This window comes from Anaeromyxobacter paludicola (assembly GCF_023169965.1).
Taxonomy (GTDB): domain Bacteria; phylum Myxococcota; class Myxococcia; order Myxococcales; family Anaeromyxobacteraceae; genus Anaeromyxobacter_B; species Anaeromyxobacter_B paludicola.
The window spans coordinates 2970708-2985112 of sequence record NZ_AP025592.1 but is presented as its reverse complement, the minus strand read 5'-3'; the positions used below and the strand labels follow the sequence as shown (position 1 = coordinate 2985112).

Below are 14405 nucleotides of genomic sequence, written 5' to 3'. Positions count from 1 at the left end.
GCTCGGGCGGGGAGGGCAGGGGAGGGGCGGCCAGCGGGTCCGAGCGGCCCGCTCAGCGCGCCGCCTGCGTCCCCGGCCCGACCCGCTCCCAGATGGTCGCCCGCGTCTCCACCCAGCGCGGCGAGAGCTGCGGCCCGCGCACGCGCCCGTCCACGCCGGTCCAGACCTCGCGCCAGCCCGGCGGCGGCGGCTCGGCCGGCGCCCCCTCGGCGAACTGCTTCACGAAGAGCGCGCCCGGCGGCGCGTCGTCGAGCCGGACCGGGCCGAGCGGCAGCGGGCAGGGGTCGGCGAGCTCGGCGGCGCAGGCCGGCTCGAGCGCGGGCGAGTCGAAGCCCACCACCGGCGGGGGCGGCCGGCGGGCCACGAGCCAGCGGGCCGCCGCCAGGTCGAGCCGCTCGCCGGGGATGGGCCGGTGCCGGGCGAAGGCGCCGGGCGGCGCGAGCGCGAGCGGGAGGACCAGGAGCCCGGTGAGCGCGGCGAGCGGCGGGACGCGGCGGTGGGCGAGGACCAGGACCGCGGTGAGCGCCAGCACCGCCAGGAGCACCGCCCCCGCGAGCGCCGGGCCGTGGACCCCGGGGAGCCGCCGGCGGTCGAGCAGCGTCGCCGCCGCGCTCGCGCCGGCCAGCGCCACCGCGAGCCGGGGCGCCGCCGCCGGCAGCCAGCGCTCGAGGCGCGCCAGCCCCTCGCAGGCGAGGAGCGCCAGCGCCGGGCCGAACGACACCAGGTACCGGCTCTGGCGCCACCAGTCGGCGGGCCCGATCCGGAGGAAGGTGAGGAGGAGCCACTCCACCGCGAGCGGCGCGAGCGCCCAGGCGAGCCAGCGCGGCCGCGCCGCGTCCCGCCGGGCGAGGGCGGCCAGCGCCACGAGCTCGAGGGCGAGGAGCACCGCCGGCTGGGTCTCCGCCGCCGCCGTGTAGAAGTAGCTCCGCCAGAGCTGCCGCAGCTCGAGCCGCGGGGCCACGTTCCCGCCCTGGTAGGCGTTCAGGTGCACGAACCAGAGCAGGTCGCCGTACGCGAGCGCGCCCGCCGCGAGGTACGCGGCGAAGGGCAGGAAGGCGCCGGCGGCGGCGGCGAGGCGGCGGCGCTGGACGAGCAGCGCCGCGCCCAGGGCGACGAAGAGCGGCCCCTCCGGCCGCGAGATCCCCACCAGCCCGAGCCCCGCCGCCGCGAGCGCCGGGGCGTCCTCGGCGAGCCCGAGCAGCGCCACGCCGAAGCCGGCGGCGAAGAGGAGCTCGGTCATGGTGGAGGAGGCCTGACCGAAGAAGTCGAGCTGCGTGGCGAGGAAGACGCCGGCGAGCCAGGGCCGGGCGAGCCCCAGCCGGCGGGCGGCGAGCATCGTGGCCGCCATCGCGACCGCGGCGGGCACGAGGCTGAAGAGCCGGGCGGCGCGGAGCCCGAGGCGGGCCGGGGCGGCGTAGAGCAGCAGGAACGCCGGCCGGTCCCAGGTGTGGAGCAGGAGGCGCGGGTCGTCCAGCACCGCCCGGGCGTGGCGGAAGTGGGTCAGGTGATCGTGGACGTAGGCCTCGGGCGAGAGCAGGGCCGAGGCGGCGAAGAGCGCCGCGAAGCCGAGGATCACCCAGCGCCCGGCGCGGTCGAGCCGCGCCACGAGCGCCGCGGCCGCGGCGGCGGCCAGGGCGGGGAAGATCCAGAGCAGCGCCAGCATCGGGGACTTCCTATCATCGGCCGAAAGCGGAGACAGCCGAGATCCGCGCCGTCGCGGCAGGGCGAGCGGCCAGCCCCCTTCGAGAGGTGAACGGCGCCCGGCCCGGTCCCGGAGTAACCTTCCGCCCGGCGATGGGCGAGGCGCGCGAAGCGGCGGACGGGGAGCGGGGGCGGGAGCCCCCCGGCGAGGCGCCGCGCCTCGAGGGCCGGCTGGCGCTCGGCGCGGCGGCCCTGCTCGGCGGCCTCGCGGCGCTCCGGCTCTGGGCGGCCTACCCCCTCGTCGAGAACCGGCTCGCGCTCGGCCCGGGCGCGGCGGCGCGCGCGGCGGGCGACCTCGCGGCCGCCGAGGCGCTGCGCCACCTGCGGCTGCTCGAGCTCGGGCGGCTCCTCCTCGCGCCCGAGCCGTGGCCCACCCTGCGCCGCCTCCTCGCGGCGCCCGCGCTCGCCCTGGGCGGGCCGTCTCCCGCCGCCGAGAGCGCGGTGAACGTGGCGCTCTACGCCCTGCTGCCGCTCGCGCTCGCCTGGGCGGTCCGGGCCTTCGCGCCCCGCGAGCCGCTCGGCGCGGCGGGGGTGGCCGCCCTCGCGCTCCTGGCCCACGCCGGGCTCCTCGGCGTCGCCGCGAGCGGCCGGCTCGAGGTGCTCGCGGCGCTCTGCCTCGCCGGCGCGCTCGGCGCCTGGGGCCGGTACCGCGCCGGCGGCGCGGGGGCGCCGATCTGGCCGCTCGCGCTCCTCGCCAACGCGCTCTTCCTCGCGAGCCCCCGCGACGGCGCGCTCCTCGCCCTCTCGGTCCTCGCCGTCGAGGGGGCCGCGCTCCCGCCCGCCGCCTGGCGGAAGGGGGGCCCGCGCCGGCTGCGGCGGCTCGGGGTCCCTCTCGCCGGGCCCATGCTGCTCGCGGCGCTCCTGCCGCCCTGGCGCGTCGCCGCGCTCCTCGCCGCCCCCCGGGACGCGTCCGCGGCCGGTCCCCTCGGCGCGCTCCGCGCGACGCTGGTCGCGCTGCTCCGGGAGGGAGCGCCGCGGCCGGCGCGGGTCGCCGTGGCGCTGGGGCTCGCGGCGGCGCTCACCGCGGCCCTGCGCGTGCCCGCGGCGCGCCGGCGGATGCTGCCGCTCCTCGCCTTCGGCGCGGCCGAGCTCGCCGCCCTCGCGCTCGGCGCCGGGGCGCGCGAGCCCCGGGCGGCGCTGGTCCTCGTGCCGCTCGTGGCGCTCCTCCTCGCGGCGCCGCTCCAGCCGCTCCCCCCGGTCGGCCGGGCGGCGCTGGCCCTGCCGATGCTGGGACTCCTCGCCGCCGCCGCGGGCCCGGCCTTCAGCCCGGCGCGGCTGCCGGCGGCGCTCTCGGCCGGCTTCGGCGACGTCGCCGTGCAGGACGCCTGCGTCACGCTCTCCGGCCTCGTGCCGCCGGTGCACGGCGCGCTCGTCAACGCCGCGCCGGCGCCGCTCCGCGAGGACTGCGCCCTCGACCTCGCCTTCGAGGCGGCGAAGCAGGGGGTGCGGCTCGACGTCCGGCGCGGCCGCCCGGCGCGCGGCGACCCCGAGGCGCTCGACCTCGCCCCGGGCTGCCGTCCCCCGCCCCCGGAGCTCGACGGCTTCGAGCCGGTCGGCCCGCCCGCCCTGGCAGGCCCGCTCTGCGCGCAGCGGTACGAGCGGCGCTGACGGCGCCCGCCGGGGCCTCGCGCCGCCCCGCCGGGCTCGGCGCGGCCGTGACGCCTGCGCCCGCCAGGGCGGGGCGCGGCCGTGACGGCTTGTGATCCCGCGCGCCCTCTGCGTACCATGCGGCGGGTGAGAACCGACCCCGTCGAGGGCGCCCCGGGCTTCCACCCGGCGAGCGCCCCGGACTACCTGCCCCGCGCCCAGCTCGGCGACCTGCAGCTCCGCCGGCTCAAGGCGATCGTGAAGCGCGCCTACGACCGCGTCCCCCTCTTGCGGGAGCGCATGACGGCGCACGGCCTCGACCCCTCCGCCGTGCAGCAGCTGGCGGACCTGGGGAAGCTCCCCTTCACGGTGAAGGCCGACCTGCGCGACGCCTACCCCTTCGGCCTGTTCGCGAGCCCGATGGAGGAGATCGTCCGGCTCCACGCCTCCTCGGGCACCACCGGCAAGCCCATCGTGGTGGCCTACACCGCCGGCGACCTCGAGGTCTGGAAGAGCGCCATGGTGCGCACGCTCGCCTGCTGCGGGCTGCACGCCGGCGACGTGGTGCAGAACGCCTTCGGCTACGGCCTCTTCACCGGCGGGCTGGGCGCGCACTACGGCGCCGAGGCGCTCGGCGCCACCGTGATCCCCATCTCGGGCGGCAACACCGAGCGGCAGCTCATGGTGATGAAGGACTTCGGCGTCACCGCGCTCTGCTGCACCCCGTCCTACTTCCTCCACCTGCTCGAGCGGGCCCGCGAGGAGAAGGTGGATCTCGGCAAGCTCCGCGCCGGCGTCTTCGGGGCCGAGCCCTGGAGCGACGCCATGCGCCGCCACATCGAGGCCGAGGGCGGGATCAAGGCCTACGACATCTACGGCCTCTCCGAGATCACCGGCCCCGGCGTGGCGAGCGAGTGCGCCGCCCAGGACGGCCTGCACGTCTTCGAGGACCACTTCTACCCGGAGATCATCGACCCGGAGACCGGCGCCGTGCTGCCCGACGGCGCCGAGGGCGAGCTCGTGCTCACCACGCTCTCCAAGCAGGCGATGCCGATGATCCGGTACCGGACGCGCGACCTCACCACCCTCGAGACCGCGCCGTGCCCCTGCGGCCGGACCATCCGCCGCATCCGCCGCATCGGCCGCCGCTCCGACGACATGTTCATCGTCCGCGGCGTGAACGTCTTCCCGTCGCAGATCGAGACCGCCATCCTGGCCGTCGAGGGCGTGCTGCCGCACTACCAGATCGTCCTCACCCGCGAGCGGGGGCTCGACGAGGTGGAGGTGCGGATCGAGGTCACGCCGGAGGCCTTCGGCGACACCGTCTCCGCGCTGGAGGGGCTGCGCGAGGCGCTCGCGCGCAGCATCGAGCACGTGCTCGGGATCCGGGTGAAGGTGCACCTCGTCGAGCCGCGCTCGCTGGCGCGCAGCGAGGGCAAGGCGAAGCGCGTGCTGGACCAGCGGCAGATCTGAAGGAGCCGACCGTGAAGCTCACCCAACTCTCGCTCTTCCTCGAGAACCGCCCCGGCCAGCTGCGCGTCCCCTGCGAGGTGCTCGGGAAGGCCGGCGTGGACATGCTCACGCTCTCGCTCGCCGACACCCGCGAGTTCGGCATCCTGCGGCTCCTGGTCCGCGAGCCGGCCCGCGCCCGCGCCGCGCTCGAGGCGGCCGGCTGCGTGGTGAAGGAGACCGAGGTGCTGGGGGTGGAGGTGCCCGACCGGCCGGGCGGGCTCGGCGAGGTGCTGGCCGGCTTCGACCGGGCCGGGGTGGGGATCGAGTACAGCTACGCCCTCGCCTCCGGCTCGCGCGACGGGCGGGCGGTGCTGGTCTTCCGCGTCGCCGACCCGGACGGCGCGGCGCGGCGGCTGCTCGAGGCCGGCGTGAAGGTGCTCACCCGGGAAGAGGTCCTGGGGGGCTGACGGCGGGTGCTCCGGGGGGCCCTCGCCGCGCTCGCCGCGCTCCTCCTCCCGCTCCTGGCGGCGGCGCAGCCGTCGCCGCAGGCTTCGCCGCCCGCCGGCGGGACGGAGCCCTCCACCCGGGCCTTCGGCTGGTCCCCCTACGAGGAGGAGACGGTCGCGGAGGCGCTCCGGCTGCTCCGGCTCTCGCTCGACCCCGCCCCCGAGGGGAAGGTGGTCGAGTCGATCGAGACCGTCCGGCTCGAGGTGATCGAGGAGCGCGACCCGGCGCCCCGCTTCCTCAACCTCTTCCACGTCGTCACGCGCCCCGGGGTCGTGCAGCGCGAGCTGCTGCTCCGGGCCGGCGACCGCTGGCGGCAGCCGCTCGCCGACGAGTCGCAGCGGAACCTCGAGGCCCTGCCGCAGCTCTCGCTCGTGCTCGTGGTCCCGGCGAAGGGCAGCGCGCCGGACCGGGTGCGGATGGTGGTCATCACCAAGGACGTCTGGAGCCTGCGGCTCAACTGGGACATCGCCTACACCAGCGGCGGCGTCGAGTCGCTCTCGGTCCACCCCACCGAGACGAACCTCCTCGGCACCCACGAGTCGCTCGGGCTGCTCCTCGACTGGGCGCCGCTCTCGCTCGCGGTGGGGGCGCAGCTCCAGGCGCCGCGGCTGCTCGGCAACCGCGTCTCGGCGAGCGCCGAGGGCGGGCTCATCTTCGCGAACGGCTCGGGCCAGCGCGAGGGCTCCTTCGGCGCGCTCTCGCTCTCGAACCCGCTCTGGACCTCGCTCACCGAGTGGTCGTGGGGCGCGAGCGTCTCCTGGCTCGAGGAGGTGACCCGGCTCTACCAGAACGCGCACCTCGCCGCCTTCAGCCTCGACCCGGCGGCGGGCTGCGCCGACGCGCGGAGCTGCGTGCCCTACGCCTGGAAGAGCGACCTCGTCACCGCCGGCGCCTCCCTGACCCGCTCCTTCGGCTGGGCCACCAAGCAGGACCTCACCCTCGGCTTCGAGGGGCGCCGGCGCCACTTCACGCTCCCCGACCTCTCGGCCTACGACCCGGCCACGGTGGAGGCGTTCCGCACCACCCGGGTGCCGGTGAGCGACGACCGGGTCGGGCCGTTCGTCCAGTACCGCACCTACTCCTCGAGCTTCCTGCGCGTGCTCGACCTCGAGACGCTGGCGCTGCAGGAGGACCACCGGCTCGGCTTCGAGGGCTACGCCCGGCTCTACGCCTCCTGGCGCTCCATCGGCGGGAGCCGCAGCTTCACCGGGATCTCGACCGGCGCCTCGCACACCCTGCCGCTCCGCGACGGGCTCCTGCGCGCCGGCGTCGAGCTCATCTCCGAGATCGAGGCGGGGACGGTCACCGACGGCTCGGTGCAGGCCACCCTCCGCGTCGCCTCGCCGCGCGGCGCGCTCGGGCGGCTCGTGCTCGACGGCGTGCTCCTCGACCGCTTCCGCAACCACCTCGACCAGACCTCGTCGCTCGGCGGCGACTCCCGGCTGCGCGGCTACCCGACCGGCTTCCTGGTCGGCGCCGACGTGCTGGCGGTGAACCTCGAGGCCCGCTCCACGCCCGTCCCGCTCTTCCGCTCGGTGCAGCTCGGCGCGGTGGCGTTCGTGGACGCGGGCGACGCCTTCGACCGCTTCGGCCAGCTCTCGCTCCACCGGAGCGCCGGGCTCGGGCTTCGGCTCCTCTTCCCGCAGGTGGACCGGATCGCCTTCCGGGTGGACGTGGGCTTCCCGCTCGAGCGCCCCCTCCCGGCCGGCGCGAGCCCGGCGGCGGTGTTCGTCCGCTTCGACCAGGGCTTCCCGCTCTACGAGATCTCGCCGCGCACCGCGGCCACGCGGTGAACGTGCGCCGCGGCCCGAACCGGGTTATCGACGTTCGGACGAGCCGGCGCCCGGCTCCCTGGGAGGACTCCCCGTGACCCCTTCGCCGCCCGCCGCGCCTCGCGCCGCGCTCCGCCTCCTCGCCGCCCTGGCGCTCTGCCTCGCCGCCCTGCCGGCCGGCGCCGCCGCGGTGAAGGACCGCAGCCAGATCCCGGAGCAGTACAAGTGGAACCTGGCCGACATCTTCCCCTCGGCCCAGGCCTGGGCGCACGCCAAGGCCGAGCTCGGGCGGCGGCTGCCGGCGCTCGCCCGCCACAAGGGCCACCTCGGCGACTCGGCCGCGGCGCTCCTCGCCGGCCTCGACGACGTCTACGGCTTCGACCGCGAGCTGCAGCGGGTCTCGGTCTACGCCTCGACGCTCTCCGACGAGGACACCCGCGCCGCGAAGCCGCGGGAGATGAAGCAGTCGGCCGAGCTCCTCCAGACCGACTTCGCCGCCGCCACCGCCTGGGTGAAGCCGGAGCTCCAGTCGCTCGACCCGGCCCGGGTGCGCGCGTTCCTGGCGCAGGAGCCGAAGCTCGCGCCGTACCGCTTCTTCGTCGAGGACGCCCTGCGCTGGAAGCCGCACACGCTCTCGGCGCCGGAGGAGCGGATCGTCGCCCAGGCCGGGATCCTCGAGGGGGCCGGGGGCGCCGCCTACAACGTCCTCAAGGACGCCGACCTGCCGTACCCGACGGTGAAGCTCTCCACCGGCGAGGAGGTGCGGCTCGACAACGCCGCGTTCACGCTCCACCGCGAGGCGCGCTCCCGCGCCGACCGGGAGCTGGTGTTCCGCGAGTTCTTCGGCGCGCTCCAGGGCTACGAGCGGACCATGGGCGCCACGCTCTACGCCAACGTGCAGGCCCACCTCTTCGACGAGAAGGTGCACCGCTTCGGCTCCGCGCTCGAGGCGGCGCTCTTCCCGGGCAACATCCCGCCCGAGGTCTACCGCCAGCTCCTGCGCGACGTGCGGCGCAGCCTGCCGACCCTCCACCGCTACCTGAAGCTCCGGCAGCGGATGCTGGGCGTCTCGCAGCTCGAGTACCAGGACCTCTACGTCCCGCTGGTGAAGGAGGTGGCCCTCTCGTACACGCCCGACCAGGCGCGGGCGGTGACGCTCGAGGCGCTGGCGCCGCTCGGGAGGCCCTACCGCGACGCGCTCCAGCGGGGCTTCGAGAGCCGCTGGACCGACTACCTGCCGACCCCCGGCAAGCGCACCGGGGCCTACTCCACCGGCGTCTACGGCGTGCACCCGTACCAGCTCCTCAACTTCAACGGCACCTACGAGGACCTCTCCACGCTGGCGCACGAATCGGGCCACTCGATGCACACCTGGCTCTCGATGAACGCGCAGCCCTACCCGACGGCCGACTACCCCATCTTCGTGGCCGAGGTGGCCTCCACGCTCAACGAGAACCTGCTCGTCCACCACCTGCTCGCGAAGGCGAAGGACGACGACACGCGGCTCTTCCTGCTCGGCTCGAACCTCGACGGCCTGCGCACCACGCTCTTCCGCCAGGCGCTCTTCGCCGAGTTCGAGCTGCGCATCCACGAGCAGGTGGAGCAGGGCGAGACGCTCACCGGCGAGGGGCTGTCGGCGCTGTATCTGAAGCTGGTGCGCGAGTACTACGGCCACGACCAGGGCGTCTGCCGGGTGGACGACCTCGCCCGCATCGAGTGGGCCTACATCCCGCACTTCTATTACGACTTCTACGTCTGGCAGTACGCCACGAGCATGGTGGCCTCGACCGCGCTCGCGACCGGCCTCCGCGAGGAGGCGAGGCAGGGCGGGACGAGCCGGCGCGACGCCTACCTCGACCTCTTGCGGGCCGGCGGCTCGCGCTACCCCATCGACCTGCTCGCCTCGGCCGGCGTGGACATGCGCACCTCGAAGCCGTTCGACGCCGCCATCGCCGAGATGAACGCCACCATGGACGAGATCGAGCGGATCCTGGCGCGGCGGCCGGCGCGGGCGGCGCCGTAGCGGCCGGTCACTCGACCACGAAGGTCATCTTCATGTTGCCGTGGCCCGACCCGCAGAAGTGGTCGCAGATGGTCACGTAGCGCCCCGGCTTCGCCGGCGTGAGGGTGATCTCGGCGGGCGTCTCCTTCGTGGCCTCGGCGTCGATGCCGAGCTCGCGCTGGAAGAACCCGTGGGTCACGTCCTCGCTGCGGAGGACGATCCGGACCGGCTGGCCGGCCTTGAGCCGGACCTCCTTCGGCGTGAACTCGAAGCGCTTCGCGACGATGGTCACGGTGACGGGATCGGCGGCCCGGGCGGGCGCGGCGGCGAGGAGCGGCAGGGCGACGGCGGCGGCGAAGAGGGCAGGGCGCATCGGGTTCCTCCTGGGGGGTAAGTGGGGATCAGAGGGACGAGGGGCGGAGGAGCTGGGCGAAGCCCTCGGTGCCGGAGAGCTTGCGCAGCGTGAGCTCCACCTCGGTCGGCGCGATGGCGAGGCCGCCCCCGCCTTCCCGGCGCGCGTCGAGCCGCCGGAGCCCGAGGTTGCGGAAGGGCCGGGCCGGGTCGAAGGGGATGGGCTTCTTCTCCGGGGTGGTGGCCGGGTCGGGGAAGGCGAAGATGAGCGAGCGCGCCGCGTAATGGGTGGCGTGCCCGGCGCGGTGCACGTCCTCGCGGTGGATGTGGCCGTAGAGCACGGTCACGTTCTCGAACGGCTCGAGCAGCGCCATCACCTGGTCGCCGTCGCGGGTGAACCACTCCCAGTCGGGCCGGAGGTCGAAGAGCGGCCGGTGGGTGAAGACCACGATGGGCGCGGTCCTGGGGAACCGGGCGAGGTCGCGCCGCAGCCAGTCGCGCCGCTCCGGCCCCACCTCGGGCTTCGCGCGCGAGACGTTGTCGAGGGCCACGAAGTGCACGCCCTTGTGGTCGAAGGAGTACGAGGTCTCGCCGAAGAAGCTCCGGAAGAGCGCGCCGCCGTCGAGCCCGGCGTCGTGCTCGCCCGGGACCGCGTGCATCGCCGGGACCCGCAGCCGGCCCGCGATCTCGCGGAAGCGGGCCATGCGCGCGGCGTGCTCGCCCGGCTTCTCCGACTCGTGCGACAGGTCGCCGGTGAAGAGGACGAGGTCGGGCCGCTGCGGGAGCGCGTTGATCTCGGCCACCGCCCGCTCGAAGGCCTGGGTGCCGGTCGGGTTGGGAGGCCCCGAGAAGCCGACGTGCGGATCGCTGAGCTGCACGAAGGTGAAGGGCGCCGGCGCCTCCCCGGTGGCGCGCCCGAGCGCGCGCGCCGCGTCCTGGCCCTCCGCGCCGGCGAAGGCGCCCACGCGGTAGAGGGCGCCGGCCCCGAGGGACAGGCCGGCGATGCGAAGGAAGGTCCTGCGGTCGATGCGGTCGCGCATGGTGGCTCCGGGGGGTTCCAGTCACCGGAGAGAACGCCGCCGCCGCGCCGCGGTTCCAGGCGCGGGTGGGGCGCGCCGCTACAGCGTCCCCGCGATCGCCTTCGCCACCGCGCCGAGGTCGGCGGCGCTGGCGTCGGACACGAGCGCGTACCCGAGCTCACCCTTCTTCCAGGCGAACACGTTGTAGCCGCGGTGCGGCGGCTGCTGCTTCGGCGCGTCGGCCGCCGGCCACGGCAGGCCGGCGCACCGGAACTCGAGCAGCGTCACCTTGTGCAGCCGGAGCGTGTAGGCGATCACCGCCGCGTCGCGGTCGTGGAACCAGCCCACCGCGCCGCCGCGCAGCACGAGCCCGGGCGCGTCCGGCACGTCGGGCGCGAAGTCCACCCGCCCCTCGAACCAGGGCTTCACCTGGTGCGCGCCGCCGGCCTGCACCTCGAGCGGGCGCTCGCTCTTGAGGACCCGCAGGTGGTCGTTGACCGCCTCCACCCGGAGCCGGGCGCGGGCCTCGTCGAGCCCGCGCCGGTCCTGGTGCGTCCGCAGGCCGGCGAACACCAGCAGGCCGGCGGCGAGGGCGGCCGCGACGGGCGCGGCGAGCCGCGTCGCCCAGCGGCGGGCGGCCGGGGCGCGGGGGCGGGGCGGCCCGGCGCCGGCGGCCATCGCGGCGAGCCGCGCGCGCAGCTCGGCCGGCGCGGGCCGGCGCGGGCGGCGCGCCAGCGCGTCGTCGAGGGCGCGCTCGTTCTCGACGGCGGCGGCGCACCCCTCGCAGCCAGCGAGGTGGGTCCGGACCTCGGCCTCGAGCGCCGGCGGGAGCCGGCCCCGGGAGAGGTCGCGCAAGCTGTCGCGCCCGGCGTGCCCGTTCATGGCAGCCCTCCCTCGGCGCCGTAGTCGGCGAGCCGCTCCCGGAGCGCCGCCCGCGCGCGCGCCAGCCGCGACTTCACCGTCCCGGCGGGACACTCCAGCGTCGCCGCCATCTCCGCCTCCGTGAGCCCCTCCTGGTCGAGCAGCACCACCCACCGCGCCTCCGTCGAGAGCGACGCCAGCGCGGCCTCGATCTCGTCCCCCACCACCCGCCGCAGCTGCTCGGCCTCGAGCCCCTCGCGGCCCGCGACCGGCGCGGCCCGGTCCGCGGCGTCGTCGCCGTCGAGCGAGGCGTCGATGGGGCTGCGCCGATCGCGCCGCCGGCGCGAGAGGAAGGCGTTCCGCAGGATCCGGAAGAGCCAGGCGCGGAGGTTCCCGGGCTCGAAGCGCCGCGCGGCCTGGAGCGCGTGGGCGAAGGTCTCCTGCACCAGATCCGCCGCCTCCTCGTCGTCGCGCGTGAGGTGCCAGGCGAGGTCGTGGAGCGCGTCGGCGTGCGCCAGCGCCTCGCGCCCCAGCGCGGCCACCTCGTCCTCCGAGCGCCAGCGCGCCATGACGAGCTTCCTAGCGTCGGCAGCGGCCATGTCGGCGGAAAGAACGCGGGACGCCCGATCCGGTTCCCGCACGCCCTGAGAAGGTCGCCCAAAGGCACCCGTCTCGTCGCCGCGCCGGGAAGGCGGGCCTCCAAGGGACGACTCCGAATGGCCCGAGGGCCGCCGGAACCGCTCGGGGCCGGCGGCGTTTCCACCGCGCGGCGGGATCAGCACCTCCGGCCCGCCCCAGGGAGAGCACCATGAAGCGCACGTTCCGCCGCACCGCCCTCGTCCTCCTGCTCGGGAGCGCCGCCACCGCTCGCGCCGCCGGAGCGGGCAAGCCGGCCGGCTTCGACGACGCCGCCTGGCCGGACGACCCGACCGGCGCGGCCGCGGCGCCCCAGCCCGCCTCCGCCGAACCGACGGCGCTCGGCCCCGGGCTGCCCGCCGGCCACGACGACACCGCCTGGCCGGTCGAGGCGCTCGGTGCGGGGCGCGACGACGCGTTCGCCGTCGGGCCGGCGCTCCCGGCCGGGCACGACGACGCGACCTGGGCGCCCTCGCCGGTGCCGGCCCCGCCGCTCGTGGCGCGGGCGGCCCGGTAGCGCCCGCTCAGCGCGAGGGGCCCGCCCGGGCGGTCCGGTAGAACCGGAACCGGCGCAGGAGGTGGGCGCCGTCGCGCGCCTCCGTCCCGCCCGCGTCCTCGAGGGGCCCGAGCGCCGCCTCGAGCCGTTCCCGGGCCGGGCCGAGCCCGTCCACCGCCACCACCAGCAAGGGCTCGCCGCTCCTCCGCGGGTCGGGCTCGTAGTAGCTCGCCGCGCAGGGCCGGTCGCCCACGTAGGCGACCGGCGCGCCGGCGTACCAGCCGAGCTGGCCGAGCGCCATCCAGTGGGTCGCCGCGAGCCGCGCGCCCCCCGCGGCGGCTCGCGCCGCGCGCGCCGCCTCGGCCCACCCGGCGAGCTCGTCGCGCGGGCTCGGGTGGAGCGGGAGCGGCAGCGCGAACGCGGCGAGGGCCGCGAGCGAGAAGGCGAGCCCGGTGCCGGCGGCGATCCGGAAGGCGCGCGCGCCGGCCACGCTCCCCGCGCCCACCGAGAGGAGCAGCAGCGCCGAGAGCCACCCCGGCGCCGGCCAGTGCGGCAGCGCGCCGGGCGTGAAGGCCGCGGCGAGGGTGAAGAAGGCCACCACCGGGATCCCGGAGAGCGAGAGGGCGAGGAAGCCCGGATCGTCGTCGGGCGGGCGGCGCACCGCGGCGCGGCCGGCGAGCAGGAAGAGGAAGGGAGAGACGTAGGCGGCCTGCGCCGCCAGCGAGACGAGCAGGCGGGCGGTCGAGAAGCTCCGCCCGCGCGCGCCGTGGCTCGCCTGGAAGGCGAAGGAGGGCCAGCCGCGCGCCGCGTTCCAGGCGAGCATCGGTGCGGCGAGCGCGAGCGCGAGCAGCCCGCCGAGCCAGGGCCAGGGGGTGGCGAGGAGGCGGCGCCCCCGGCCGGTGGCGACGAGCGCCGCCATTGCCGCGAGGCCGAGCAGCCCGGCCGTGAGCTTGGAGAGGGCGGCGAGCCCGAGGAAGGCGCCGGCGGCGAGGAAGAAGCGGGGATCGCGGCGCGCCGCCCGGTCGAGCGCCCAGAGCGCGCCGACCCAGCAGAACGCGAGCGGCGCGTCGGGGGTGGCGAGCATGGCGCCGAGCGAGAAGACCGGCGCCGCCTGGAGCAGGAGCGCGGCCGCCAGTGCGGCCCGGTCGCCGCCGCGGACCCGGGCGAGGTCGGCGGCGAGCAGCGTGGTCGCGGCCTGGAGCAGCAGCGGCAGGAGCCGCACCGCGAGCGGGTGGGAGCCGAGGAGCCGGAGCGGGCCGGCCACGAGCCAGGCGACGGCCGGCGGGTGGTCGAGGTAGCCCGCGCGCAGGTGGCGGGCCCAGTCCACGTAGTAGGCCTCGTCCACGCCGAGCGGCAGCGCCGCCGCGAGCGCCGCGCGCACGGCGAGGCCGGCGAGGGCGATGAGCAGCACGCGGCGGGCGGAGGGGGACACGGGACCCCGAGTAAAGCACGCGGCGGTGCGCGGCGCGACGCGCCACCCCTCGGGTGCGCCCGCGCCCCGCCGCGGTTCCCGCGCCGGCGCCGGCCGTCTAGGATGCGCGCCATGAAGCTCAGGCTCATCTCGGTCGGCAAGGACCGCTCCGGCCTCTACCAGCCCGCGGTGGAGGAGTACGCGAAGCGGCTCGGCCGCTACCTCAAGTTCGAGCTGGTGGAGCTGCCCGAGGCGCGGCGTCACGCCGGGACCCCGCAGGCCAGGGTGGAGGAGGGGGCGTCGATCCTGGCGAAGCTCAAGCCGGGCGAGCGGGTGGTGGCGCTCGACGAGCGCGGCAAGGAGCTCACGAGCGTGGAGCTCGCGCGGGCGGTGGAGGGCTGGATGGCGGGCGGGCGCGACGTCGCGCTCGTCATCGGCGGCTCCGACGGGCTCGCCCCGGAGGTGGTGGCGCGCGCGCAGGAGAAGCTGGCGCTCTCCCGTTTCACCATGGCCCACCGCCTGGCGCGGCTGGTGCTCGTCGAGCAGCTCTACCGGGCCCTCACGATCGTCCGCGGGGAGCCGTACCACAAGTAACGGCCCGCTCACCCGC

At 76.7% G+C, this 14405-nt stretch carries 13 protein-coding genes; 7 read left to right on the top strand and 6 right to left on the bottom strand.

The window, feature by feature from the left end; genetic code table 11:
- Positions 1-52 precede the first annotated feature (52 nt).
- Positions 53-1663, bottom strand: coding sequence for a hypothetical protein (locus AMPC_RS13470; protein WP_248341795.1), 1611 nt, complete (start codon positions 1661-1663; stop codon positions 53-55).
- A gap of 131 nt (positions 1664-1794) precedes the next feature.
- Here AMPC_RS13470 and AMPC_RS13465 point away from each other — a divergent pair, with 131 nt between their 5' ends.
- The 5 genes from AMPC_RS13465 (at position 1795) to pepF (ending at position 9042) form a co-directional block, all read left to right on the top strand.
- Positions 1795-3309, top strand: a complete 1515-nt coding sequence (locus tag AMPC_RS13465) for a hypothetical protein (protein ID WP_248341794.1) — start codon at positions 1795-1797, stop codon at positions 3307-3309.
- 126 nt (positions 3310-3435) lie between these two features.
- The gene (locus tag AMPC_RS13460; RefSeq protein ID WP_248341793.1) at positions 3436-4761 is read left to right on the top strand and encodes a phenylacetate--CoA ligase family protein; all 1326 of its coding nucleotides are present in this window, start codon (positions 3436-3438) and stop codon (positions 4759-4761) included.
- An 11-nt stretch (positions 4762-4772) separates the two neighbouring features.
- On the top strand, positions 4773-5207 hold the full coding sequence (locus AMPC_RS13455; protein WP_248341792.1) for an amino acid-binding protein: 435 nt from the start codon (positions 4773-4775) through the stop codon (positions 5205-5207).
- 6 nt (positions 5208-5213) lie between these two features.
- Positions 5214-7040 carry a BamA/TamA family outer membrane protein gene (locus AMPC_RS13450; protein ID WP_248341791.1) on the top strand — a complete coding sequence of 609 codons (1827 nt, stop codon included), beginning with the start codon at positions 5214-5216 and terminating at the stop codon, positions 7038-7040.
- A 73-nt stretch (positions 7041-7113) separates the two neighbouring features.
- Entirely contained in the window at positions 7114-9042 is a 1929-nt protein-coding gene (gene pepF / locus AMPC_RS13445) for an oligoendopeptidase F (RefSeq protein WP_248341790.1), read from the top strand.
- A gap of 7 nt (positions 9043-9049) precedes the next feature.
- On the opposite strand, the gene AMPC_RS13440 is transcribed toward pepF, so the two are convergent.
- The 4 genes from AMPC_RS13440 to AMPC_RS13425 form a co-directional block, all read right to left on the bottom strand.
- The gene (locus AMPC_RS13440) at positions 9050-9394 is read right to left on the bottom strand and encodes a cupredoxin domain-containing protein (protein ID WP_248341786.1); all 345 of its coding nucleotides are present in this window, start codon (positions 9392-9394) and stop codon (positions 9050-9052) included.
- Positions 9395-9422: 28 nt separating this feature from the next.
- Positions 9423-10412, bottom strand: a complete 990-nt coding sequence (locus tag AMPC_RS13435) for a metallophosphoesterase family protein (RefSeq protein ID WP_248341784.1) — start codon at positions 10410-10412, stop codon at positions 9423-9425.
- Between the two features lie 78 nt (positions 10413-10490).
- The gene (locus AMPC_RS13430) at positions 10491-11273 is read right to left on the bottom strand and encodes an anti-sigma factor (RefSeq protein ID WP_248341782.1); all 783 of its coding nucleotides are present in this window, start codon (positions 11271-11273) and stop codon (positions 10491-10493) included.
- Positions 11270-11821 carry a sigma-70 family RNA polymerase sigma factor gene (locus AMPC_RS13425; RefSeq protein WP_248341780.1) on the bottom strand — a complete coding sequence of 184 codons (552 nt, stop codon included), beginning with the start codon at positions 11819-11821 and terminating at the stop codon, positions 11270-11272. The genes AMPC_RS13430 and AMPC_RS13425 overlap by 4 nt, the downstream gene beginning before the upstream one ends.
- 239 nt (positions 11822-12060) lie before the next feature.
- Between AMPC_RS13425 and AMPC_RS13420 the strand changes: the two genes are divergently transcribed.
- Positions 12061-12405 carry a hypothetical protein gene (locus tag AMPC_RS13420; RefSeq protein WP_248341774.1) on the top strand — a complete coding sequence of 115 codons (345 nt, stop codon included), beginning with the start codon at positions 12061-12063 and terminating at the stop codon, positions 12403-12405.
- A 7-nt stretch (positions 12406-12412) separates the two neighbouring features.
- Here AMPC_RS13420 and AMPC_RS13415 read toward each other — a convergent pair whose 3' ends face one another.
- A complete protein-coding gene (locus AMPC_RS13415; protein WP_248341772.1) occupies positions 12413-13816 on the bottom strand; it encodes an ArnT family glycosyltransferase in 1404 nt (467 codons plus the stop codon).
- Between the two features lie 111 nt (positions 13817-13927).
- Between AMPC_RS13415 and rlmH the strand changes: the two genes are divergently transcribed.
- Complete coding sequence (gene rlmH / locus AMPC_RS13410) at positions 13928-14389, top strand: 23S rRNA (pseudouridine(1915)-N(3))-methyltransferase RlmH (protein ID WP_248341770.1); 462 nt, start codon at positions 13928-13930, stop codon at positions 14387-14389.
- Positions 14390-14405: the final 16 nt, after the last annotated feature.

What these genes read in the sequence shown, in the direction of transcription:
- AMPC_RS13470 (WP_248341795.1), bottom strand. Translation starts at nt 1,663, where the DNA reads ATGCTGGCGCTGCTCTGGATCTTCCCCGCCCTGGCCGCCGCCGCGGCC.
- AMPC_RS13465 (WP_248341794.1), top strand. Translation starts at nt 1,795, where the DNA reads ATGGGCGAGGCGCGCGAAGCGGCGGACGGGGAGCGGGGGCGGGAGCCC.
- AMPC_RS13440 (WP_248341786.1), bottom strand. Translation starts at nt 9,394, where the DNA reads ATGCGCCCTGCCCTCTTCGCCGCCGCCGTCGCCCTGCCGCTCCTCGCC.
- AMPC_RS13435 (WP_248341784.1), bottom strand. Translation starts at nt 10,412, where the DNA reads ATGCGCGACCGCATCGACCGCAGGACCTTCCTTCGCATCGCCGGCCTG.
- AMPC_RS13430 (WP_248341782.1), bottom strand. Translation starts at nt 11,273, where the DNA reads ATGAACGGGCACGCCGGGCGCGACAGCTTGCGCGACCTCTCCCGGGGC.
- AMPC_RS13425 (WP_248341780.1), bottom strand. Translation starts at nt 11,821, where the DNA reads ATGGCGCGCTGGCGCTCGGAGGACGAGGTGGCCGCGCTGGGGCGCGAG.
- AMPC_RS13420 (WP_248341774.1), top strand. Translation starts at nt 12,061, where the DNA reads ATGAAGCGCACGTTCCGCCGCACCGCCCTCGTCCTCCTGCTCGGGAGC.
- rlmH (WP_248341770.1), top strand. Translation starts at nt 13,928, where the DNA reads ATGAAGCTCAGGCTCATCTCGGTCGGCAAGGACCGCTCCGGCCTCTAC.